Origin of the sequence: Streptococcus sp. 5346 (genome assembly GCF_013277455.1) — a bacterium.
In the GTDB taxonomy this organism is placed as follows: Bacteria; Bacillota; Bacilli; order Lactobacillales; family Streptococcaceae; genus Streptococcus.
Window position 1 is genome coordinate 149137 of the sequence record NZ_VMMY01000001.1, and the last position, 24822, is coordinate 173958.

Annotated in this window: 22 protein-coding genes; all 22 read right to left on the reverse strand. The window is 40.6% G+C overall.

All coding sequences use genetic code 11. The annotated features are described in order from the left end of the window. Positions 1-32 precede the first annotated feature (32 nt). Positions 33-650 (reverse strand): alpha/beta hydrolase, encoded by a 618-nt coding sequence (locus HT732_RS00760; protein WP_000779716.1) that lies wholly within the window; start codon positions 648-650, stop codon positions 33-35. Then, positions 651-2372 carry an aminodeoxychorismate synthase component I gene (gene pabB / locus HT732_RS00765; RefSeq protein WP_173253644.1) on the reverse strand — a complete coding sequence of 574 codons (1722 nt, stop codon included), beginning with the start codon at positions 2370-2372 and terminating at the stop codon, positions 651-653. Between the two features lie 72 nt (positions 2373-2444). After that, positions 2445-8315, reverse strand: coding sequence for a ZmpA/ZmpB/ZmpC family metallo-endopeptidase (locus HT732_RS00770; RefSeq protein WP_173253645.1), 5871 nt, complete (start codon positions 8313-8315; stop codon positions 2445-2447). 2 nt (positions 8316-8317) lie between these two features. Next, entirely contained in the window at positions 8318-8881 is a 564-nt protein-coding gene (locus HT732_RS00775; RefSeq protein ID WP_173253646.1) for a TIGR01440 family protein, read from the reverse strand. Positions 8882-8996: 115 nt separating this feature from the next. Further along, on the reverse strand, positions 8997-10688 hold the full coding sequence (locus HT732_RS00780; RefSeq protein ID WP_173253647.1) for a sensor histidine kinase: 1692 nt from the start codon (positions 10686-10688) through the stop codon (positions 8997-8999). After that, positions 10685-11422 carry a response regulator transcription factor gene (locus HT732_RS00785; RefSeq protein WP_173253648.1) on the reverse strand — a complete coding sequence of 246 codons (738 nt, stop codon included), beginning with the start codon at positions 11420-11422 and terminating at the stop codon, positions 10685-10687. The genes HT732_RS00780 and HT732_RS00785 overlap by 4 nt, the downstream gene beginning before the upstream one ends. A 70-nt stretch (positions 11423-11492) precedes the next feature. Next, a complete protein-coding gene (gene msrB, locus HT732_RS00790; protein ID WP_173253649.1) occupies positions 11493-12605 on the reverse strand; it encodes a peptide-methionine (R)-S-oxide reductase MsrB in 1113 nt (370 codons plus the stop codon). Between the two features lie 9 nt (positions 12606-12614). Continuing rightward, positions 12615-13178 carry a redoxin family protein gene (locus HT732_RS00795; RefSeq protein ID WP_173253650.1) on the reverse strand — a complete coding sequence of 188 codons (564 nt, stop codon included), beginning with the start codon at positions 13176-13178 and terminating at the stop codon, positions 12615-12617. A gap of 13 nt (positions 13179-13191) precedes the next feature. Beyond that, positions 13192-13902, reverse strand: coding sequence for a thiol-disulfide oxidoreductase-associated membrane protein CcdA2 (ccdA2, locus tag HT732_RS00800; RefSeq protein ID WP_173253651.1), 711 nt, complete (start codon positions 13900-13902; stop codon positions 13192-13194). Positions 13903-14068: 166 nt separating this feature from the next. After that, a complete protein-coding gene (locus tag HT732_RS00805) occupies positions 14069-14617 on the reverse strand; it encodes a GNAT family N-acetyltransferase (protein ID WP_173253652.1) in 549 nt (182 codons plus the stop codon). Between the two features lie 297 nt (positions 14618-14914). After that, a complete protein-coding gene (nadE, locus tag HT732_RS00810; protein WP_173253653.1) occupies positions 14915-15739 on the reverse strand; it encodes an ammonia-dependent NAD(+) synthetase in 825 nt (274 codons plus the stop codon). Next, the gene (locus HT732_RS00815) at positions 15736-17196 is read right to left on the reverse strand and encodes a nicotinate phosphoribosyltransferase (protein ID WP_173253654.1); all 1461 of its coding nucleotides are present in this window, start codon (positions 17194-17196) and stop codon (positions 15736-15738) included. Before HT732_RS00815 ends, nadE begins: the two co-directional genes overlap by 4 nt. Before the next feature lie 115 nt (positions 17197-17311). Further along, positions 17312-17800: a DUF6773 family protein gene (locus tag HT732_RS00820; protein WP_084864710.1), complete on the reverse strand. Its 489-nt coding sequence runs from the start codon at positions 17798-17800 to the stop codon at positions 17312-17314. Next, positions 17790-17999: a helix-turn-helix domain-containing protein gene (locus HT732_RS00825; protein ID WP_173253655.1), complete on the reverse strand. Its 210-nt coding sequence runs from the start codon at positions 17997-17999 to the stop codon at positions 17790-17792. The genes HT732_RS00820 and HT732_RS00825 overlap by 11 nt, the downstream gene beginning before the upstream one ends. A gap of 146 nt (positions 18000-18145) precedes the next feature. After that, complete coding sequence (locus HT732_RS00830) at positions 18146-18304, reverse strand: hypothetical protein (RefSeq protein WP_173253656.1); 159 nt, start codon at positions 18302-18304, stop codon at positions 18146-18148. 45 nt (positions 18305-18349) lie between these two features. Beyond that, positions 18350-18760, reverse strand: coding sequence for a GNAT family N-acetyltransferase (locus tag HT732_RS00835; protein ID WP_173253657.1), 411 nt, complete (start codon positions 18758-18760; stop codon positions 18350-18352). Between the two features lie 100 nt (positions 18761-18860). After that, a complete protein-coding gene (locus tag HT732_RS00840) occupies positions 18861-20225 on the reverse strand; it encodes an amino acid permease (protein WP_173253658.1) in 1365 nt (454 codons plus the stop codon). A 75-nt stretch (positions 20226-20300) separates the two neighbouring features. Then, positions 20301-20783, reverse strand: a complete 483-nt coding sequence (gene greA / locus HT732_RS00845) for a transcription elongation factor GreA (protein WP_173253659.1) — start codon at positions 20781-20783, stop codon at positions 20301-20303. A 61-nt stretch (positions 20784-20844) separates the two neighbouring features. Continuing rightward, entirely contained in the window at positions 20845-22440 is a 1596-nt protein-coding gene (mltG, locus tag HT732_RS00850) for an endolytic transglycosylase MltG (protein WP_173253660.1), read from the reverse strand. Positions 22441-22520: 80 nt separating this feature from the next. Beyond that, positions 22521-23015 carry an N-acetyltransferase gene (locus HT732_RS00855; RefSeq protein WP_173253661.1) on the reverse strand — a complete coding sequence of 165 codons (495 nt, stop codon included), beginning with the start codon at positions 23013-23015 and terminating at the stop codon, positions 22521-22523. Further along, positions 23012-23473, reverse strand: coding sequence for a GNAT family N-acetyltransferase (locus HT732_RS00860; protein ID WP_173253662.1), 462 nt, complete (start codon positions 23471-23473; stop codon positions 23012-23014). The genes HT732_RS00855 and HT732_RS00860 overlap by 4 nt, the downstream gene beginning before the upstream one ends. 9 nt (positions 23474-23482) lie before the next feature. After that, complete coding sequence (gene murC, locus HT732_RS00865) at positions 23483-24817, reverse strand: UDP-N-acetylmuramate--L-alanine ligase (RefSeq protein ID WP_173253663.1); 1335 nt, start codon at positions 24815-24817, stop codon at positions 23483-23485. Between the last annotated feature and the right edge of the window lie 5 nt (positions 24818-24822).

A 24822-nucleotide genomic window follows, 5' to 3' on the forward strand; every position in this document is an offset into this window, starting at 1 on the left:
ATGTTATCTATTTCAATATTATTTTATCAAACTTATGTCAGCAATTCAAGGAAACTTCTGGTCTTTTCTACAAACTCCTTTGGTTTTTCCTTATTCAAGACATGAGGGCCGTCTGGGATAATCTGAAATTGGGATTCTGATATTAGTTTATGAAGACTTCTCATAGAACTAAGATTCGGTTTATCTTTGCTGCCACAAATTAGTAAGGTTGGATAGGGGCAAATCCCTGCTATATCCGTTAAATCAAGTGTCTTCAATTCCTCAGAAACTCCGACCATAAGAGCTTTGTCTGCTCCCTGTTTTTCAAATACTCTTTTGGGAAGTAATTTAAATAACAGCAACTGAAGATAAAATAGGATATTCCCTGCTAACTTTAGCGGACATCCTGACAGAACCAAAGCTCGGAGATTTGGTAAATCATAACTGGAAAGTTCTAGTGCCAGGGCAGCACCTAAGGACAATCCAACCAAAACAAAAGGTTCTGTCTCTTGAGATAGATGCTGATAAACTCGCTCCTTAGCTTTTTGATAGCTACTAACTCCAGAAGGAAATAAGTCTAAAGCTTCAGAGGGATAATCTGTTAGTAGATTCCGAACTTCTTTCCAACTCTCTGCTGACTGCCCTAAACCGTGTAAAAATACCAGTTTCATCTAGTTCTCCTCTAGGCTTAATTCATACAAACCTCTCACTGCATTACAGGCGTAAATATCTTCTGCTTGGGCTAAATCTGCCAAGGTCAAGACTGTCTCTTCTACCTGTCCTGTTTCCAGCAAGTGCTGACGATAAATTCCTGGCAAGATACCGAGTCTGATAGGCGGTGTGTAGAGTTTCCCAGCAATTTTCAAAACCAAATTTCCGATAGAGGTTTCAAGCAGTTCTCCTGACTTATTGCAGTAAATCTTCTCTTGCTCCCCTAGGTTTAAATGAGGTCGGTGAGTCGTTTTGAAGTAGATAAAAGCTTGTTGCAAATTGGCTTCCTGAAGGCAGAGTTTGGCCTGACAGAAATGTGGACTAAGAGGTGTTAAGATTTGTCGACTAAGTTCTATCTTTCCAGACTTACTGAGACTAATTCGCAAACGGTAGTCTTGATCAACATCACAAGCTTGGCACTCTGCCTCTATCTTTTGTCTCAGTTCTTCTGCATCATAAGGAAAGGCAAAATATCGACTTGCTTTTCTCAGTCTTTCCAGATGCTGTTCTTCAAACAGAAGTTGTTTTTGGCTGATTTTTCCAGTTGAAATTAATTGGAAACGAGCTTGTTTACGATAGAGAACAGCTGCCTTTTGATGAACCTCACGGTATTCAGATTCCCAAGTGCTATCCCATGTAATGCCTCCTCCAACTCCATAGATGGCTTTCCCCTTGTAGAGTTGAATAGTCCGAATGGCCACATTAAAAATCCGTCGTCCATTTGGAAGCAAGAGACCAATGGTTCCACAGTAGACTCCACGCGGTTGTGGCTCTAAGTCCTTGATAATCTCCATTGTCGCAATTTTCGGTGCGCCCGTTATGGAACCACAAGGAAAGAGTGAGCGGAAGATTTCAACAAGGTTCACATCCTCTCGCAACTGACTCTTGATGGTCGAAGTCATCTGCCAAACCGTTGAATACTGTTCTACTTGGCAAAGATGCTCCACGTGCTCGCTCCCCACTTCAGAAATACGGTTCATATCATTGCGCAAGAGGTCTACGATCATCATATTTTCAGACCGATTTTTAGGATCCTGCTCCAACCAGCCAGCCTGTTCAAGATCTTCTTGGTCAGTTACCCCACGCTGAGTCGTTCCCTTCATTGGACGAGTCGTTAATTCTCGGCCATTTTGCTCAAAAAAGAGCTCTGGACTCATGGAAATCACTGCCATCTCGTCATGTTCAACATAGGCATTGTAGCCCGCCTCCTGCTCTACCACCATACGATTGTAGATGGCAAAAGGATTGGCAGACAACTCCTGCTTGAGTTGGACGGTGTAGTTGACCTGATAGGTATCTCCCTGCCGCAAATGATGATGTATCTGTGCAATAGCCTTTTCATAGTCTGCTGCAGACGTTACTTCCTGCCAATTTGACGGCATATCAACTTCGTCATAAGTTAACGGAATACTAGATTTCTCTACACTATCATGAACCGTAAAGTAGAGCAGATACTCTCCCAACAAGGGTGCAGGGTGAACAGCTAATTTCTCCTCAAAAGCAGGTGCAGCCTCGTAGCTGACATAACCCACCACATAATAGCCTTGCTCTTGGTAGCTTTCCACTTGTGCCAGCAAATCTGCCACTTCTGTTAAATTTCTCGTTTTCAACTCTTTAATCGGCTTGGTAAAGATGTATCTCTCCCCCAAAGCCCTAAAATCAATCACTGTTTTTCTATGCATATTTCAAGTATAGCATAAAAAGGCAAATCAAGAAAAACTTAATCTACCTTTTACTCATCTATTTAATACAATCTATGCTTTAAAAAGATTTCCTGAGAATCCGTCTGTATTCTTAAGAAGTGCTTTAAAGACTTTTGATTTAAGCTCTACAGTTTTAGCTGTTCCTCCACCTGCTAGATCAGCCTCAACCGCCTTATCAAATAAGACTTTTAGCTCAGCATAATTGGTAATTTGTTTACCATCAATCTCAATTGCAGTAAATCCTTTTTCACCTTTTGCTTTCACTTCTTTATAGTACTCTTTCTTCCAATCTTCAAGGTTAGTGAATCTTCCATTTGAAACTTTCTTAATAATGAAGTCATCACCTAACATCTTATTGTTTTCTTTATTAGCTGCATCTTGATACTTACTAGAAGCATATCCAACAAATCCATTCTCGTATCCGAAGTAACCCCACATACGGAATGTATTATGTTTAAATGATGCCGCACCAGGAGCACCTTGACTCGTATTACCACCATAGATACCTGTCATCATATTCATATTGACATAAGCAGACCCAAAGTCAGATGGGTTATAAGTACCATCTCCAGGCGCTCCATGTTTCGTCATTAGGTTATTAGTAATTAAATCATCAATTGTATTAATTGCTACTTTTTTCTCATCGTCAGTCAACTCACGAATTTTATCGAACTGATGACCTGAATTTCCACTACGGTATTGTCGATCCATTTTCTTGAACCAGCGACTCGTATTTCCATTTAACTGTGGTAATACAGCATCCGCCTCAAGATGGTCTAACATCATAAGAGCATCATTATAGTTCTTCATGTAGTGATCGATTTGCTCACGAGTTTGTAATTTGTCAGGATCTGGGTTATACCATTGATTTCCGTCATTTGGACGATGATAAGCCATATTAATCCCTAATGCTCCATATTCACCATTATATGTTGATTTATCAGGTGTTTGTAACATACCTTGCGCATAGGCTTCAAGCCCTGTACCTTGACGATGTCTATGTCCACCAAGATACACCATACGGTCATTAATATGAGTTGTTTCATGTGTAAATGCTGAAATACCGAAGTCCTCTAACATATTCGTTACCATGAAGTAAACTTGTTCATCTTGATATGGGTTTTCATATACTTTAGCCATAGCTCCCATATTCCAATTAATTTGATGCCATCTGTCTGTTGGACCAAATAACTCACGAATTGGTGTTGCTACTTTACCATCTGTACCATATCCACGACGATTAGCATCCTTAATACCCGCATAAGCTTGATTATCCCATACAGGTGTAGGAACCATATTTTGGCTCTTAAGCAGTCTATCTCGAACATTCGGAAGTGCAAGACGTGACCAGAAGTCTAAGTATGTTTGTTGAGCTTTAGCTACATAATTAATACGTTCTTTGAACGCTTCACGTTCAGCTTCTGTATTTTTACCATATTTTTCAAATGAACTATAAGCCATAGTATTATAGGTTGAAATCATAAAGATATGTGCTTTCTTCAAGTTCAATAATGGTAAAATCATACGTGCATGCATATTATTATTCAGACCATCAAAGACACGATGACGTTTATTTTTGAAATCTGGATTTGTTGTTTCAGGTTCTACAACATAAACATTTTTCGCTGAGTGAATAAACCAGTCGTTAAGATCTGTATCATTTGTAAAGAGACGCATATTATAATCTAAGAAACTACGTAAATCACCTTTACCAGTGTCTCCTGCAATCATTTCACGGTATGCATCTTGAGTTCTATCACCCTTTAAGTTCTTTTCTTGCGAACCAATTCTAATCAATCTGTCAATAACACTTGGTGTCTTGCCATAGAAGTCTGGTTTAAACATCATTATATTCTTAATGTTTAAATCACCATATTCAATTCCATAATAACGATTGAGGTAAGTCAGTGCCATCATAATTTTAGCTTTATTATCTTCTACTTTCTTAAGAAGTGCTTTTATGGCTGCCTCATCACCATTTAACTGATGATCTTCATTTTCAACAAGAGCTTTTACTAATTTATCAAGATTTCCTTTTACTTCTGCGAAACTTTCTTCTAAATATAATGCTCCAACATTACCTGTTATCGCACGAACTTCAGGAGATTCAAGAGTAATTGTATCTAGTTTTGCTTTAATATCACTTAGTAATTGAGTACGGTCTTTAACCACCATATTTGGTGTGTAAACGACATCTCCTAAATCGGTAATACTATATTCTTTTACTTGTTCTACGTTTGATGTAGCCTTAGGTGATACAGATTTTTCTTCTTTCGTACCATCAGCATAATGAATCATAATGTGATCAACATCTGATAAATCAGTTACAAATTGTCCATCTTTCATACCTGTAACTGATAATACTTCAGTCGTTAATAATTTAGATCCTTCTGGAATCTTGTTCCCTTGATTGATAATCCACTCTTTATTGTAGAATGGTTGTAATTTTTCGATGTTGCGATAAGCAAGTTCACGAGAAGTATCGTAATCTTGAGTATCTTTATACGTATCAGCTTTTGGTTTTATAGCGTTTAATTTATTTTCAACTGGATCATTCAACTCATACTTATCAGCAGTAATTCCTAATGATGCAATTTTCTTATCTGCTTCTTCTTGAGATACTGATTTAATACGATGTTGTTGTTTAGAGAATCTATATGATGATTTACCTTCACTAACTCCATTAACAACAAGGTTTCTATTTAGACGTTCACCAGACCAGTAACCACCATCATCATCAATATCTTCAGAACCGTAGAAGATTTCTCCATTTCCTTTGTTAACTTTCATCATCGAAACGCTATCTTCAACTGAACCTAAAGCGTGATTAGTACCGATAAAACCACCAATCTTAATTGGTTCATCTACAGTAATAGTTCCTTTAGCTACAGATTTCTTAATAGCTCCCTCTCGACCAACACCGTTATTGTTACCACCATTTTGAGAAGTATACACAATACCGGCGGCTTTGGCTTTCTTACCAGTGATATTAGCGTCAACGTAAGCTTGTTCAACTAATCCTTTCCAGTTTTCTCCAACAATACCTGTTAAGTAAGAACCACCTGTACCTACAGATGTTACATTTCCGATAAATGCAACATTACGTAATGTACCGTTACCGTCAATCTTATCGATGAATCCAGACACCCAGTCACGACCGACTACGTTACCTGTAACTTTAACATTTTCAATAACAGCACCATTTTTGATAATATTAGCTATCGGTGCAACTTGATTATCTCCTGGCATATTAATATTGACATTACCAAGATTAATGTCTCGAACATTACCACCTTCAATATTACCAAATAACGGACGTTCTATATTATGGATTGTATATCTACCGCCGTCATTACTTAGTAATTTCCCTTTAAATGGTTTCGTTATATAAGATTTTCCATTTGGTTTCACGTTTGCTGCATTAAGATCCGCACCCAACTTGAACTCACCTGTTGGATTAGCTTGCATATCTTTTACAAGCTCATTGAAGCTATAGTATACATTATCTACTTTGGGTAATTGTTTTTCAAAATAATGAACATATTCTTCGCTTAGTGTATCATCAGCTCTACGTTGAACTAAGTCAGGTGCTTTGGCAGTGACCTTATACAAGGTCTTGCCATCAACTGTGACTTCTTCAATTTTGTCAACGGCAAGTCTTGTTGTTTTATTGTCATGAGTGGTCACTCGTAAATAAAGCGGAGCAAGATCAGCTGGTTTTGCTGTCAGCAAACTAGTGTCTGTTTCGTTACCATCAACATCCACACTCATCAAGCTTGTTTCTTTAATGTTTTTGATTTCAACTTTTTTAAGATCTAATTGAATTTGTTTATCTTCTAATTTCTCAGTTTCTTCGCCTTCTCCACGATCATAAACCATTGTGGTAGATAGGGTGTAACCTTGATAATATTTCAATTTATCTAAAGTAGCATTTAAATTATTTTCAGCTACCGTTACTTCTTTAACAAGTTGTCCATCTTTATCTTTTAGCGCTAATTTAATTGATTTAATTTCTACACCAGCTGGTTTAGTCAATGTATAACTAGCTGTAGCGCTCTTCTTCAAGACATCTTTTTCAGTATTAGCCCACTGTAATGTTGGTTTTTCTAAACCTTTTGTACCATTCTTAATAATTTTATCTTGAGGTTCTTGGATAACTTTTTCTACTACTGTTGGAGCATCATTTGTTTTTTCTCCACGAATCGTTTTATACGTCTTGGTAATTTGTTTCTTGCCGTTTACACCTTCTTGAGCAACTTCTTCTGTCCCACGTTTTAAAGTGTCATCTTCTTGCGTTTTTGTTTTAAAAGGAATCTCTACTTCTTCAGTTTCATCTACTGTTCCTTCAACTGGTTTCGTACCTTTTGTAACGACTTTAGAAACAGGTGGTGTTTTCACTTCTGTAGTTGTTGCAAGGACTTCATTATTTTCACCACTTTTTACAGTTGTTATCTGTTGAACACCTTTAACACCTTCACGAGTTACAGTATCATCACCTACATATTTTGTAGAATCTAATACTTCTTCTGTATTGAATTCAACGTCATTTTCAGTCGTTTCCTCAGTGATTCTGTATTCTTGTACTGGTTGGACAAGAGCTTCACCCTGCTTTTCACCTTCTTTAACTTCTTGAGCACCTTTAGCTTCATGATACTCTGGAAGTTCCGTTTGAGTTAAGGATTGACCTTTTTTGTCTTCCTCTTGAGTACCTTTTGCCTCTTGGTATTCTGGAAGAACTGGTTGTACTAATGCTTCGCCCTGCTTCTCGCCTTCATTTACTTCTTGAACACCTTTTGCTTCGTGATATTCTGGCAATGCTGGTTGAACTAAAGCTTGATTTTCTTTGCCAGGCTCTTGAGTACCCTTAGCAGCTTGGGTGCTTGGTTCTACTTCTGGAACTGGGCTTAATTCTACTGCTTTCTTAGTTCCTACTGCAACAACTTGAGAAACAGGATTTTGAACCACTTGGTCTTCAACAACTTCTCTAACCCCTTGACCATTGACCATCGATACTTTCGTTACAAGGCGGCGCTGACCATTTACTCCAGCTGTAACAATACGAGTTTGTCCTTCTGCTAAATTCGCATCTGGGCTTGTGACTGTTTCAAAAGGAATCTCCACCAAACTCTCTTCCTGTCTAGTCTGAGGCTTCTCAGAAACTGGTTTTGCTTCAACCGCAGGAGCAACTGGAGTCTCTACTACAGAATTCTCAACGATAGTTTCTGGAGTGACAGCAGGTCTTTCTTGAACTACTTCTGTTTTCTCGATTTCATTTGCATTTTGCTTTTCTACTGGCAACTGAGGTTTCTCAGCTGAAACTGGTCTTGATGGATGGAGTTCTGCTTCCTTGAAGTAGCCAATGTATTCATAGCCATCAATGTGGATAATCCCTTCAGCCAAGCCTTCATGTGTAGTGGCCGAAATAGTTTGGTTATAAGAAAGCAATTCTTTATTTTCAAACGCAAATGTTCCATAAGGTACAAAAGCGCTGGCTCCTAAAGAACCAATCAAGAGAACACCTAGAACCTCTTTGCGACCTTTTTTGGATACCAAAAAGACTGCTAGAGAAGCAGTTGCCAAGCCAAGGCCTGCTAGGGCTAGCTCCTTACTTCCCGTGTATGGAAGTTGTTGACTGTTAGTTGCCTTCTTGCGATAAACTACATATAGAATGTCATCATCTTGAAATTCTGTAGGAACCTCATGGTGAATCAGGGCTTTTTCAGACTCGGTCAACTCCTGCTCCGCCAGATAACGGTAATGAACATTATGAGCACCGCCGACTTCATTGGCTTGCACCTTATCTACTGAAAAGGTACTAGCACCAAAAAGGAAGGCCCCAATGGCTACAGGACCTACCCCAACAGTTAGTTTACGAATCGAATATTTTGTGATTTTTTCTAGTTGTTGTTTTGTTTTTTTCATTCTCACGACTTTCTGATAGAATCTTGCGGATAGTGCGCACGCGCACCTCCAATTAATTTTGGACGGCTAGCAAGAGCCGTTACATGGGCATGACCAATCTCTCTCAAAAGAGGGCGAATCGGAACCTGAACATGCTTGACATGCATACCAATTGCAGTATCTCCGATATCCAATCCAGCATGAGCCTTGATAAATTCAACCTCGACTGGATCCTGCATAAACTTGAAGGCTGCCAATTGACCTGAACCTCCTGCATGGAGAGTAGGAAGGACACTGACCATTTCCAGACCAAACTGCTCTGCCACCTGACGTTCAACAACGAGGGCTCGATTGACATGTTCACAACCTTGAACGGCTAAATGGATACCTCTACCACCTAGAATACCCAAGATAGTCTCCACTATCAGCTCACCAATCTTTTGACTGGATTCTTTCCCAATCTGACCACCTATCACCTCACTAGAAGATAGACCTAAAACAAAAAGGGCCCCCTGCTTCAAATTGGCCTTTTCTAAAACATCTTCTACTATCTGACGTGTTTCTCTTTGAATCTGTGTCTCGTTCATCTCTGTCACCTCTTTTGTCACCCTTCTATCATACCGTTTTTTCTTGTTTTTAGCAAGATAGACAATCTAGAAAGCTTGCCCAATTACGCATAAAACTCCCAGAATTGACTGGGAGTTAGCTAGTTTCTATTCTATTTATGTATATTTCAACTTTCGTCCCTTTTTGGGGCCTAGAATCAATCTTCATCTGGTAATTGGCTCCAAAATGAAGTTTGAGCCGTTGGTCAACATTTTGAAGACCAACTCCCCCACGTTTGAGGTTACTCTGACTACTATCGCCAGCAGTTTGGAAGCCAACTCCATCATCCTCAATACGGATGACCAATCCTGAATCCTTTTTCTGGACAGAAAGTTTAATATGGCCCTGACCTTCCTTTTCCTTAATGCCATGGTAAAGAGCATTTTCTACAAGAGGTTGCAAAACCAGCTTGGGCAAGACCAGATTATCGAAGGTAGGATTTTCCTCAATCTCGTATTCCAGCTTATCTCCATAGCGTTGTTTCTGGATAAAGAGATACTGGCGGACATGATTGATTTCGTCAGACAGGCAAATCAAATCCTTGCCTTGATTGAGCGCCAAGCGAAAGTAGGTAGCCAAGGACTTGGTCACCTGAACCACTCTCTGACTGTCCTGAAATTCTGCCATCCAGATGATGGTGTCCAAGGTATTATATAGGAAATGCGGATTAATCTGGCTCGACAAGGCTTGAAGTTGGTACTGACGGGTCGTTTCTTCCTGGCTACGAATATCTGCCATCAGTTGATCAATCTGATCCAGCATGGCATTGAACTGGCGAGTCACTTCTCTCAGTTCATAAGCACCCGTTTCCTTGGCACGAAGATTCTGACCACCAGAAGCAATTTCCAGCATGGTTTCTCTCAAATCCTTCAAAGGAGCAATCCAGCGTTTAAGACTAAGCCACACCAAGCAGAGACAGGCAAGAAGAGAGGTGACACTGGCACCAAGCAAGGTCCACAAGAGCTGACTCCGAACCTGATCTAACTTCTCCAGCGAAGACACGCCAAGCACCGTCCAATCAGTTCCTGCAATCTTTTCCTGACTGACGTAGGATTTGTGGCTAGGAGTATAGCCCTGCCCTGTCTCAATATAGGGTTTCATGGCCTCCATTTCGCTAGCTGAGCTATAGACTGTGTGTTTAGGATGATAAACAAATTCATGGTTTTCGTTGATAATAAAGGCAAAGCCCTGCTGCCCCAACTGGAGTTGGTTGAGATAGGCTTCCAGAGTTTCATAAGAAATATCCAAACGAAGTACACCCAGATTGGCTCCCTTTGCATCAAGAAGTTCTTGAGTGACAGAAATAACCCACTGACTATCTGATTTACGAGCTGGAGTCAAAACGGGCTTAGCCCCCTGATGAATGGCCTTTTGGTACCAACCCTCAGCCATCATATCAGAGGAAGTTTTCATCTGCACACTGTCATCTGTAGAAATGACTTGACCAGATTTAGTTACCAGCACAACAGTTTTCAAGTCCTGATCTGACTTTAAGATGGTCAAAAACAGATTTCGGATTCCCTTGACCTTGTCTTGACTTGGATTCTCAACATAGGTCAGGACATCTGCCTGCTGGGTCAAACTAGTCGAGGTGGTTTCTAATTTTTTGATATAAGACTGGATAAAGTGGCTAGTCTGACTAATGGTCGTCTGGCTATTGCCCTCAATGCTAGCCTCAATGGCTGATGAACTAGATTGATAGTAGAAAGTCCCGACCAGAGCTAGGAGAATGAGAAAGACCAGAAAGATGGAAATAACCATTCTGACTAGAAGAGAAGAACGCTTCATAGGCCTTCTCCCTTCTTAAACTGACGAGGTGTCACACCTGCAATCTGTTTAAAGCGTTGGGTAAAGTAGTTCATATCTTCAAAACCAACCTTCTCTGCGATCTCATAAATCTTTAAATCCGTTGTCAAGAGCAAAAGCTTGGCTTGTTTGACACGTTCTCTCACCAGATAATCCTGAAAAGGTAAGCCCAACTCTTTCTTAATCAAAGAACTCAAATAAGTCGGACTAAAGCCCAAGTCACTGGCTAAAGACTTTAAACTAAATTGGCTGTCAGCCAGATGAGACTGGATCTTCTGGGCCATATTTCCTTCAAACTTATCGGTCAGTAAATCTTGTAACTGCTCTTCCTTTTCTTCCTTGTCTAGTTTTTGCTTGATTTTCTCCAACATTTCCTCAATATCCTGACGAGAAAAGGGTTTAAGCAGGTAATCGTCCACACCTAGTTTGACAGCAGACAAGGCATAATCAAAATCATCGTAGCCTGTCAAAAAAACTAGATGCACCTGAGGATAGGTTTCTCGGACCAGACTGGCCAACTGGATGCCATTTAGCTGAGGCATGTTGATATCGGTTAAAATGATATCTGGCACCTGCTTTTGAATCAATTCCCAAGCCTGCCTTCCATTTTCAGCCTGACCGATGATTTCCATATCGTAGGCTGCTACATTAACCAGCTTGGTCAAGCCTTGTCTTACCAGATATTCATCTTCTACGATTAAGATTGTGTAGGTCATGCTTCTCTCCTTTGTCACTTACTAGTATCAGTATAGCAAAATTCTCCTCTAACTGCTTAGGAAAGCCCTCTTAATCGACATAATCTAGTAAATAAGCATAGCCTTTTTCTTCCATTTGATCTTTGGGAATAAAGCGGATGGAAAGACTATTGATACAGTAGCGCAAGCCACCCTTGTCCTGTGGTCCATCCGTAAAGACATGACCAAGGTGAGAATCTCCAACTCGGCTTCGCACTTCCATGCGTGTCATATTGTAGGACTTATCTTCCTTATAGGTGGCAACATCTGGACTGATGGGTTGGGTGAAACTAGGCCAGCCACAACCAGACTCAAACTTGTCCTTTGATGAAAAGAGGGGTTCACCAGTTGCCACATCCACATAGATACCAGATTCAAATTTATCCCAGTAGCGGTTTGAGAAAGCCCGTTCTGTTTGATTTTTCTGGGTAACTGCATACTCCTCAGGTGACAGGGTCTTTTTCAATTCCTCATCACTTGGTTTGGGATATTTGCTAGCATCGATGACAGGATAGGCTGCCTGATTGACATTGATATGGCAGTAGCCATTTGGATTTTTCTTGAGATAGTCTTGGTGGTAATCCTCAGCCACTACAAAATTTTTCAAGGTCTCCTTTTCAACTGCTAGAGGTTGATCGTATTTCTTAGCCACCTCATCAAAGACTTGGTTAATCACCTCTAAATCCTTGTCATCTGTGTAATAAACACCAGTACGGTACTGGGTTCCCACATCATTTCCTTGTTTATTTTTGCTAATTGGATTGATAATGCGGAAATAATGAAGCAGGATTTCCTTGAGGGAAATTTGATTGGCATCATAAGTAACATGGACAGTTTCCGCATGTCCTGTTTGGTTAATCAATTCGTACTTGGTTGTTTCCCCTCTACCGTTCGCATAGCCTGAAACGGCATCGGTTACTCCAGGCACGCGTGAGAAGTATTCCTCAACTCCCCAGAAACATCCCCCAGCTAGATAAATTTCGTGCAAGTCTGCATCTTTACTAATTTCTGTTTTTTTCACTGTTTTTCCTCCTTGGCTAACTGATGCCTTCTCAATTTGCGAGCTATCTGTCTGCCCTGCATTTCGCATCAATAGAAAATAGAAACCGGTTATGGCTAGGAAAAATATCCCTGCCAAGACAAACAATTTTACTTTATCATTCATGGCCTTTCGCTACCCCATTTCTTTCAATTCTTTTAAAATCATATCCTTATCCATAAAACCTGGTTGTGTTTTGACCAGTTTTCCTTCCTTGTCTATAAAGGCTTGAGTTGGGTAAGAACGAACACCATAACTTTCCAAAAGTTTTCCTGATGGGTCAATTAGAACTGGAATATTTTTATAATCCAAGCCCTTGTACCAGTTCTTAAAGTCTGCTTCTGCTTGTTCACCTTTGTGTCCAGGAGAGACCACTGTCAAGACCACATAGTCATCTCCAGCTTCTTTAGCGATTTCATCGGTATCTGGAAGACTGGCTAGACAGATGGAACACCAAGAAGCCCAGAATTTGAGATAGACTTTCTTGCCCTTGTAATCAGACAAGCGGTATGTCTTGCCATCTACTCCCGTCAGTTCGAAATCAGCAACCGCCTGACCTTTAGTCGCAGTTTGCGCACTAACTTGTTCTGTTTTTGTTTGCTCCTTCATAGTAGCTTCGTCTGACATATTTTTAGTCGAACAGGCTGCTAAACAACAGATTGAGCCTACTCCAAGGAGACATGTTTGCCATTTTTTCATTTCTTCTTCCTCTCTATTCAAATAATGTAGTCAAAATGGAAGCATTTCCCAAAAGCACCAAGATTCCCATCACGATAATGAGGAAACCACCCACTTTTTTGAAGGTTCCGAGATAAGGATGGAGCTTTCGGAAATGTTTCAAAACATAGCTGGAGGCTAGAGCTAAAACCAAAAATGGTAGCGCCAAACCCAGCGTGTAAATCAACATGAGACCAGTTCCCTGCCAAGCACCTGAACCACCTGAAGCCGCCAAGGCTAAAACAGAGCCCAGAACCGGTCCTACACATGGCGTCCAAGCAAAACTGAAGGTCAACCCCAGTAAAAATGCCTGACTATAGCCCTTACCCTTTTGCCCCTGTCTCTGTAGTTGTAGCCTTCTTTCCTTGTAGAGTCCCTTCAAATGTAAGACTTCCATCTGGTGCAAGCCCAAGAGAATGATAACCACACCCGTCACATACTGAAACCAAGAGGCATACAAAAGGTCTCCTAAAAAACCAGCTCCATAACCCAGCAAGATAAAAATAAAGGAAATCCCCGCTACAAAGGCCAGCGTTCGCAATAAACTAGTAACTGAGATGGAAAATTTGCCACTAGAAGCCTGAGCACCATCTTTGTCATCCAACAAGACCCCTGCATAGACCGGTAACAAGGGTAAGATACAAGGAGAAAAGAAGGAGAGAATTCCAGCAAGAAAAACACTGATAAAAAAGATAATATTATCCATTGTCTTTCTCCATTCTTTGATTTGATAGGACTATTATAGTCCCGAAACTCCAGAAAAAACAGGGACAATGATAGGGAAAAATAGGAATTTAATCAGGTTATGTAAAAAATGTTGCAAAAAAAGCCAGACAAAGTCTGACTTTGATGGAAACTGAAAAGAAATTTCACTAGTCTTCCCTACTTATCTGATAATAAATAAGGTCCGCAAGATAGCCTTTTCTCTCTACACCATTGCTAATAGTCTTTAGATAGGACATTCCAGCCTTCTCCATGACACGACCTGAAGCTGGATTGAGACTGGCATAACGTGCTCTGACTTTTTGAAAGCCTACTTGAATAAAACAAAAATCCAAGACAGCTTTCAAGGCCTCTGTCATTATACCATTTCCCCAGTAAGCCTTGCCTAGCACATAGCCAATTTCACAAGAAGAATCGTTCTCATCTATTGCAACGATGCTGATATCTCCTATCACCTGCTCAGGGTTTTCTTTGAGACAAATGGCCCATTTGTAATAGTTGGGATTTGTATAGGAAGCAACCCAATTTCGGATCGAGTTTCGAGTGATTTCGACATTAGAATGGGGATCCCAAGTGACATAGGTCAGATTCTCAGCAGAGGAAGCCCAATTCTGAAACATAGCTTCTGCATCACTTTCCACAAATCTTCTCAAAATTAAACGATCTGTCTGTAATGTTTGCGTACCTATAGATTTCACTATGCTACCTCACTTTCTGATAGATGATTCTCTGCCCAACCTCAATTTAAATTTACTTTGCTTTTGAATTTCAAGGTAATAAGCTAAAAAGGTCCACCGGACCTTCCTCGTTTTCCTGTTTCCATGCTCGTGGTAAAGTGACTAAACTCAGCAACAGCTAGAAAACGAGTTTTTGTCTAATCCCTTGACGCAGTCGCTGTCTGGTTTGAAATGCGCTCTAGCAAGCTTTTTCAAACCTAGTCATCGTTGCGGGGGTGAGACGACGAAATCGAACTCTGTGAGTTACCGATTTCTGTCTCACTCCCAAAAGTCATCAAAGACGGTGATGGGTAGGTGGCGTTTATGTTGGCCTTTGTCCCACCAGTTTTCAATTATTACTTGGGCTTCTGGGCTGATTGTTTTGCCTTCTAGGTAGTCGTCAATCTCTGCATAGGTGACTCCGAGGGCTATCTCGTCAGCCAAACCAGGTTTGTCTTCTTCTAGGTCTGCTGTTGGGATCTTTTCATAAAGGGCTGGGTCTGCACCTAGCTCCTTCAATAGTTGTTTTCCTTGGCGTTTATTGAGACGGAACAGTGGTAAAATATCTGCACCACCGTCACCAAACTTGGTAAAGAAACCTGTGATATTTTCCGCAGCATGATCTGTACCAATGACCGCTCCGCTATGGACACCTGCAAGGGCATACTGAGCAATCATACGACAACGAGCCTTGATATTGCCCTTGTTGAAGTCTGAGACAGGACTACCTGTCGCTTCAACTGCTGCCGTCATGGCGTCAGCTGATTCCTTGATATTCACAACCAAGCTAATATCTGGTTGGATGAAAGCAAGAGCTTTTTGAGCATCTGCTTCATCAGCTTGCACTCCATAAGGCAGACGGACAGCGATAAATTTGTAGCTGTCATCGCCCGTTTCAGCTCGCAGTTCTTCCATAGCTAATTGAGCTAAACGTCCTGCTAAGGTTGAGTCTTGTCCTCCAGAAATCCCTAGTACAAAAGTTTTAAGGAAGGGGTGTTTTTTCAGATATCTTTTTAAGAAATCGATGGAACGACGGATTTCTTCCTGAGCATCAATCACTGGTTTGACACCCAATTCTTGGATAATCGTTTCTTGCAAACTCATTCTTCTTCTCCTTCACCAAGGGCTTCCTTACGCATCTTGTCAATCAAGTCCATCTTATCTTGCCATACATCACGCGCCAAATCCACTGGATAGTGCTGCGGATTGAGCACGCGCTTGTATTCATCCCAAAGCTTGTCAAATTCCTTACGAGCATAGTCCTGAATCTCAGTCAAACTAGGCAGGTTATAAATCAATTTCCCGTCCTTGAAAATATCCACCAAGAGAGGCACAGCATCAAAATTACGAACCGTCTTCTTGATATAAGTATAGGTCGGATGGAACATCTTGATTTCTGTCATGTCACTCACATTCACACCATCATAAGTGATGTAGTCACCCTCTGACTTGCCTTTTTCACGACTGGTAATGCGCCACACCTGCTTCTTACCTGGCGTAGACACTTTTTCAGCATTATTTGACAGCTTGATGGTATTGCGCATCTGGCCATTTTCATCTTCGATTGCAACAATCTTGTAAACTGCCCCAAGAGCTGGCTGGTCATAGGCTGTAATCAGCTTGGTACCCACACCCCAGACATCAATCTTGGCCTTTTGCATCTTGAGGTTGAGGATGGTATTTTCATCCAAATCATTAGAAGCATAAATCTTAGCCTCTGTAAATCCAGCCTCGTCCAGTTGCTGACGAACTTTCTTGGAAATGTAGGCAATATCCCCAGAATCAATCCGAACACCCATAAAGTTAATCTGGTCTCCTAGCTCACGCGCCACCTGAATGGCTGCTGGTACACCGATACGAAGGGTGTCATAGGTATCCACAAGAAAAACGCAATTTTTGTGGGTCGCAGCGTAAGCCTTGAAAGCTTCATAGTCGTTACCATAAACCTGCACCAAGGAATGGGCATGGGTCCCCAAGACAGGAATATCAAAGAGTTTACCAGCACGCACGTTGCTAGTTCCATTGGCACCACCAATCACCGCTGCGCGTGTTCCCCAGATAGCCGCATCCATTTCTTGAGCCCGACGTGTTCCAAACTCCATCAAAGGTTCATCTTCGATGACCGAACGAATACGAGCTGTCTTAGTCGCCACTAATGTCTGGTAGTTGACGATGTTCAAAAGAGCCGTTTCGACCAACTGACATTGTGCTAGAGGGCCTTCCACCTGCACAATCGGTTCATTGGCAAAAACCAAATCCCCTTCTTGGGCAGAACGAACGGTCAACTCCAACTGGAAATTGCGAAGGTAATCCAAGAATGCCCCATGATAGCCTAGAGACTCCAAATAGGCAATATCACTATCTGAAAAACGCAAGTCTTCAAGATAATTCACAATTCTTTCCAAACCTGCAAAAACCGCATAGCCATTCTTAAAAGGCTGTTGGCGGAAATAAACCTCAAAGACCGCCTTTTTATTGTGAATTCCTTGGTCAAAGTAAACCTGCATCATGTTAATCTGGTACAAGTCCGTGTGCAATGTCAAACTATCATCTGGATACATACTTTTCCTACTTCCTTAGCTAGAAACCCATGAAAATTTTCAAAAACTTTCATGTATTCCAATAAATTAGTACTATTATATCACATTTTAGCTGGATTGAGAAAAGAGTAACAAGCTATTCTCCACTCTCCAGTTCATCCATATCTTGTTCAAACTTTTTCTGAGCCCATTCGCCATAACTTTTAAGTCCGAGATTACCGATAAAAACCCAAGGAAGGTAAATCAGATAAGTAATGACCCAAGCAGATAAGTATTTAACGTTCAAAGGATTGTGCTGATAAATTTCTATGTTAAATTGATAATTCTGCAACATCAAAAGAGCCGTAATAGCCAAGGTTAGGAAAAAACAACCCAAAATCGTAAAATGAAAACGACTATAGTAGTTCACACCCAAATCTCGAGCACGGCCGAAAAAGTAAAAAGTTCCAATAATGATAATGATGAGAATCATTCTCGGATTAAAAAGACTTGGTGCTAATACTGCAATCATATAAGATAAAAGCAAGAAAGCTATAGAGATATAGAAACTTTCAGCCCCCGCTTTATTGATCAGTTGTTCTTCTCTTTCGTCTAGTAATTGATAATAAAAAAATCTATTTTTCATCTTCTTCCTCCCAAAATAATTGATCCAAAGTTTTGCCTAAGCATCTGCAAATGGACTGGCAGAGGGAAAGACTGGGATTGTATTTCCCCGTCTCTATCAAACCAATAGTCTGGCGCGTCACCCCAACAGCATCTGCCAGTTGACCTTGAGTTAAATCAAGCTCTACCCGAGCTAATTTTAATTTTAAATTTTTAGCCACCTTCGTCCTCCTTATAGTTTTAAAAAGTTGCGCCTCTTTTTAACAACATTATATCATATATCTAACTTAATGCAATATATAAATGTCATTTTGTAAAATTTTATTAACAAAAAACTCTCTACCATAAAAAATAGAGAGTGTTAAGTTTAAATATAGGATTTCAAAATATCGACGACATCACTTCTTTTCTTAATCTTATAGACCTTGATTCCCAATTTCTCAGCTGCGATTGCATTGTCTTCAATATCACCTAGAAAGACACAATTTGTAGGATTTAACTGGTATTTATCAAGAATCCCCTTCATACTTATGTCAAGAACCCCTCTTTGCCTTATACTTTCATATTCACCTTACAAATCCTTTTGGTAATAATATCTTTGCCCAATGTAGGGATAGTCTTGTAACCTAAAGACTTCCTTGTAGCCATGCCTTTTATAAAAATCAGGAGCTTGAAACTGGTAAGTATTGACAAAAGCAAAACGACAGTTTCGATTCTTAGCTTCAGTTTCTGCTTGCTGCAATAGTCTTGAACCGATTCCTTTCCCTCTCAATTCCTCTTTTACAAATAAATACTCGATTTCTAGCCAATTTCCAAAAGTCTCTGCTACTAAGCCTGCCAAGAGATTGCCCTTTTCATCTTCGACATAAAGATTAAGCGGCTCACTTTCAGCCTCTTCTCTTTTTGAACGGTTATAAGCACGAATCAAATTCCCAATTTCTTGTGCTTTCTGAGATTCCTTATTTTCCAATCTAAAGTACATCCAAACCTCCTTGAAAACTGATACAGCTTGTATTATAGTCTTATTTCAATAGACTGTCAAACTAGAAAAACCCACCAACCTGAGTTGATGAGTCTTTAATCTATTTTCTAAATTTCCACTGGCTGTAAATCCCAAAACCGATAATCCAGATAGCTGATCCGATTGCTCCTACAAATGTAGACTCTTGTAAAAAGAGGGTTACAAATACAAAGGCAAAGAAGAGCATTGTTAAAGGATTTAAGAAACGATAATGGGGCATGAGATAGCCATCCGCCATAAAGTCTGGTGACTTGCGGTATTTAAGGTGAGCCACCATAATCAAGATATAAATGGCGATATAGACACCTGACGACGATGCCGTAATCAAGGCAAAGGCATCGGAAACACCTGGCAAGACATTGATAAATGCTGCTAGGGCAATCAAAACCGCTGAAGCAATGATAGCATTTTGTGGCACGTTATGGCGAGAAAGGGTGTCTGCCTTGATTGCTTTTAAGAATGGATTTGGTGAATCATGAGCAATCTGGTATAAATGACGTCCTGTTGAATAAAGGGTTGAGTTAAGAGCAGATGCTGCTGAGGTCAAAACGACGAAGTTAATCAAGGCTGCCGCCCACTTGATACCGGCCAATTCAAATACTGTAACAAAAGGTGAATCAGCCGAAGCAAGTTCACGCCACGGAATGATAGCCATGATGGCTAAGAGGGCACCACCGTAGAAAAAGGCGATACGCAAAGGAATTTCCTTAACGGCTTTTGGCAAGACCTGACGTGGATTTTTGGTTTCAGAAGTTGTTACCCCGATAAACTCAATCATGAGATAGGCAAAGAAAACCATCTGGAAGGCCATGACAAAGTTCACTCCACCATTTGGAAAGAGAGAGAAATTGTCAGCAATATTAGCCAAACTTGCTACTCCATGAGGTGTCTTAAAGCCTGTCAAGACCATAAAGATCCCTGTGGCAATCATGGCTAAAATAGCCACAATCTTGACCATCGCAAACCAAAACTCAACTTCTCCAAAGAGCTTCACCGCAATCAGATTGACCAAGGCTAGAATGGTCAAAAATCCAATCTCAATCATCCAACTTGGCCAAGTTGGGAACCAAAATTGCACATAATGTGCGATAGCAGTAATTTCCGCCATACCGATAAAGACAACAGATAGCCAGTAAGACCAAACCGAGAAATAGCCCCAGCCCTTACCCAAATGACGCGTGATAAAGTTGATAAAGGTATGTTGCTCAGGATCTTGGTAGAGCATTTCCCCAACCGCACGCATCATGAGGAACATGAAAGCCCCAGTAATCATATAAATCAGTACAATGGAAGGACCTGTCAGGCTAATAGAGCGACCCGCTCCCAAAAAGAGTCCTGTTCCGATTGTTCCCGCAATGGCCATAACCTGCACGTGACGATTGGTTAGACCACGCTCCATCTTATTTTTTTTCTTCTTTGAACTCATATCGTCTCCAATTCAATTTAAAATGGAAAAAGGAGTGAGTGAAGCGCACAGCCTCCCCACTCCTTTTTTCTGTTTTTAGGCTGTTTTTTCAACCTTCAAGATTTTTACATCATAGCTACCAACAGGTGTTTCAATCGTTGCTGTGTCACCTGTTTTCTTGCCAATCAAGGCTTGTCCAATTGGGCTTTCATTTGAAACTTTACCCGCAAAGGCATCTGCACCGGCTGAACCTACGATAATATAAACTTCTTCCTCGTCCTCACCAATTTCTTGGATAGTGACTGTTTTTCCAATCGCCACTTCATCATCTGCAACTGAGTCACTATTTACGATTTCAGCGTAACGGATTTTTGTTTCCAAGCTAGAGATTTGTCCTTCGACAAAGGCTTGTTCATCCTTAGCTGCTTCGTATTCACTGTTTTCAGAAAGGTCACCGTATGAACGGGCAATCTTAATGCGTTCTACCACTTCTGGTCGGCGAACCAATTTCAATTCTTCTAATTCTTTTTCAAGTTTTTCCTTTTCCGCAAGGGTCATAGGATATGTTTTTTCTGACATTTTTCTCAACTTTCTTCTGATGATATTTTCTAAAGAAAATGATGTGAAGTATCACATAATTTTAGTTTGTTTGGTTTAATTTGCTGTTGACATGTTCAGCAACATTGCGATCGTGGTCTTCTTGATTGTTAGCATAGTAGACCTTGCCATCTGTGACATCTGCTACAAAGTAGAGGTTATCGCTCTTAGTTTGATTGATGCTTGACTCAATCGCATCCAGACTTGGACTATCGACTGGACCAGGCATGAGACCTACATTTTTATAAACATTATAAGGTGAATCAATGTTGGTATCAATCGCAACATCCTCAGCTAGGCTGATATTTTGCCCCAGTTTTCCTTGGGCATACAAGATTGCAATATTACTTTGAAGTGGCATATCACGATTCAAACGATTGTAGAATACACCTGCAATGAGCTTACGATCTTCTGTCTTGGCACCTTCTTTTTCGACCAAGGAAGCAATGGTCAACAACTCATTGACAGTCAAGTTTTTAGATTTGATAGTACTATAGTAAGGAGATAGGTTCTTATCCGTAGCCGCCAACATCTCATCAATCAAGCTTTCAACAGTTGTGCTTTCCTTGATAGAGTATGTAGCTGGGAAAAGGTATCCTTCCAAACGATAACGAGCCCCACTTTCCTTTGTAGGCAAGCTTTCAAGTAGACTCGGATATTTGGCAACTTCTTGACTGATAAAGTTCTCATCTTGAACTTTAGCCAAGAAAGCCTCCGCTGTCAAAGGCTCTTTGAAGTCACCTTGCAATTGACCTACCGCTTGTGCAATTTGATCAATCGTATAACCTTCTGGAATTGTCAAAGTCGCAAGGACAGGTTCTTGCGGTTCATCTGTTCCACCTTTTTGCAACTCTTTGAGTAAGTCTTCTGTACTCATACTCTTTTGTAAATTGTAGTAACCTGCTTTCAAATCGGTATAATTTTTATACTTGGCATAAAAGCTAAAAATCAGACCATGCTTTACCAAACCAGCTTTTTCAAGCGTCGTACCGATTTCTTGAACGTTTGAACCGTCAGGAATTTGAACCGTCACATATTTCTTAGAATTAGCATCGATAGGCAATAAAGAATCTACTACGTACTGATAACCAAAGTAACCACCTGCTGAGAGCAAAGTAAGGAATACAAGGAATGAAATCACAAAGGCTTTCACATGTGACTTCTTCTCTTTCTTAGGCTTAACGGGTTTTGCTCCTTCTCTACGGCTACGACGTGGTGTATCGCTGATGATATCCACTGTTTCTGTAGCAAGCGTAGGTGTTTCTGGACCTGCTTGTTCTGCTTTTTTCTCTGCCATCTTATAGGAAACAGCTACCCTTGTTGGGGTTTCATTGTATTCTCTTTCAAATTTCTTAGGTCTAACAGGACCTGGACCTGGTCTTGATCCACTTTCTTCCGCTGGAGAAGAAGGTACATCTTGACTTGGGTGAGTAGGCACGGTAGGAGCTTTTCTCATAATCTCCTCTACCGTTGACAAGGAATCAGCCATGAGTTCTTCAGCTGAAGGTTCATTTGCAGGAGTGCGAACTACTGCCTTATCTTCTCTCAGAACTTCATCATAGCCTTTTACTTTTTCTAAATCTCTCAGAATCTGCTCTTTAAAGCTTAATTTCTCTTCTTCTCTTGACTTTTCACTCAAAAGTTTTTCCTCCTTGTTGACAATCCATAATATTATATCTTAAAAGTCCAAGAAAAGCAACCTATGATACTTTTCCTAGTTTATTTTTTCGTTTCCCAGATCATATCATACCAAGTTTCCCCTGCAAAGGTTGACTGAGACAAGCCTTCATTGACAAATCCGTGTTTTTCATAGTAGGCGATGAGATAGTCATGACAGGTTAGGTTAATACCTTCTCTCTTATCCTCAAGAGCAACTTCTTTCAAGGCTGTCAGCAATTTCTGACCCAGTCCGAGGCCCTGTGCTTCTTTGGCAATAGAAAGACAGGTCACAGAGATATAGCCACCAGGCTCATGACTATAATCTTCTATCTCTTCTGTAAAAGACTGGTCTTGCAGATGGCGGTGGGGGCCAACTGGTCCTTCTATGTACCCCATGATTCTTCCTTCTTTTTCCGCAACCAGAAAAGAGGTCTGAATTTCTCGCAAATGTGCCTCAAAGACAGATCGAGGAATGGCTTCTTCAACCGAGAAATTCTCTAGTTCAATCTCGACGATACGATCCAAATCTTCTAATCTTGCTTGTCTGATTTTCATTGTGCCTCCAGATAAAAGGGATTAAACCAAATCATACTAAAACTCTGGCTAGTTTCATAAAGAGAAGTTTCTTCATCAATAAAACCGTTCATTTCAAAATAGGAAAGCAGCTCAGAAGGACTCTCCAAACGAATAGCTTTGTAATCCAGCTCAACTGCCACCTCTTTCAAGGCTGCAAGAAGAAGTGTTCCCAAGCCCTGTCTCTGATGGTCAGCCTCAATGACTAAAGAATGCACTTTTAGACATTGCGGATTATCTGACTGGGGACTTGATAAAATATAGCCTAAAAGTTTATTTTCATCCCTAGCTAGAAGAAAGGTATCCGCACACTTACGGATACTTTCTTCTAAGATATGGGAAGTCAGATGCTTTTCAGCTGGATAAGACGAGGTTTGAATCGCCTCTATCTCAGCCAAATCAGACTTGCTTGCCTGAATGATCTTAATTGGAATTTCCATGGGAGCATCCTATTGAACATTGCTTGTCAAGTTTGACAAGAGACGCTCAAATGAGTATTCATAGGTTTGGATGTCTCCTGCTCCCATAAAGACATAGACAGCATTGTCATGGTCTAGGAGGGGAGAAACATTTTCAACAGTAATCACTTGGTGTTTCTTGTTGATTTTATTGGCTAGGTCTTCTACCTTGACATCTCCATGGTCTACTTCACGAGCTGACCCATAAATTTGCGCTAGGTAAACAGCATCTGCTTGGTTTAAAGCATGAGCAAAGTCATCTAACAAGGCAATGGTTCTTGTAAAGGTATGCGGTTGGAAGACTGCTACAATTTCCTTGCTTGGGTATTTCTGACGAGCCGCATCCAAGGTCGCAATAATTTCTGTTGGATGGTGGGCAAAGTCATCGATAATAACTGTATCATTGACAATTTTCTCAGTGAAACGACGCTTAACACCGGCAAATGTTTTCAAGTGCTCACGCACCAAGTTCAAATCAAATCCTGCTGTGTAAAGAAGACCAATAACGGCTGTCGCATTCATGATATTGTGACGACCAAAGGTTGGAATGTGGAATTGCCCCAAGTCTTGTCCACGGAAATGAACGGTGAAGGTTGAACCAGTTGTTGAACGAAGAAGCTCACTAGCTACAAATTCATTACCTTCTGCTTCAAAACCATAATAATAAATTGGTGCATCTGATGTAATTTTACGCAATTCTGCATCTTCACCATAGACAAAAAGACCCTTGGTAATTTGTTTGGCATAGTCGTTAAAGGCATTGAAAACATCCTCAAGACTTGTGAAATAGTCTGGATGGTCAAAGTCAATGTTGGTAATAATAGAGTATTCTGGGTGATAAGGCATAAAGTGGCGCTCATATTCGTCAGATTCAAAGACAAAATATTTGGCATTGGCCGAACCACGACCGGTCCCATCCCCAATCAAGAAGCTAGTGTCTGTGATGTGAGACAAGACATGAGACAACATACCTGTCGTTGAAGTTTTTCCATGCGCTCCAGCTACTCCCATGCTAACAAAATCACGCATAAAGCTACCTAGAAACTCATGATAACGTTTGTAGCTGATACCATTTTGGTCCGCATAGGCAATTTCGACGTTGTTATCTGGACGAAAGGCATTTCCAGCGATAATTTCCATGTCACCGTCTAGGTTCTTTTCATCAAAAGGAAGAATAGTAATTCCTGCCTGCTCAAGACCACGTTGAGTAAAGTAGTACTTTTCAACATCTGATCCCTGTACCTTATGCCCCATTTGGTGCAACATCAAGGCCAAGGCACTCATCCCTGATCCCTTAATTCCGATAAAATGATATGTCTTTGGCATGTTTT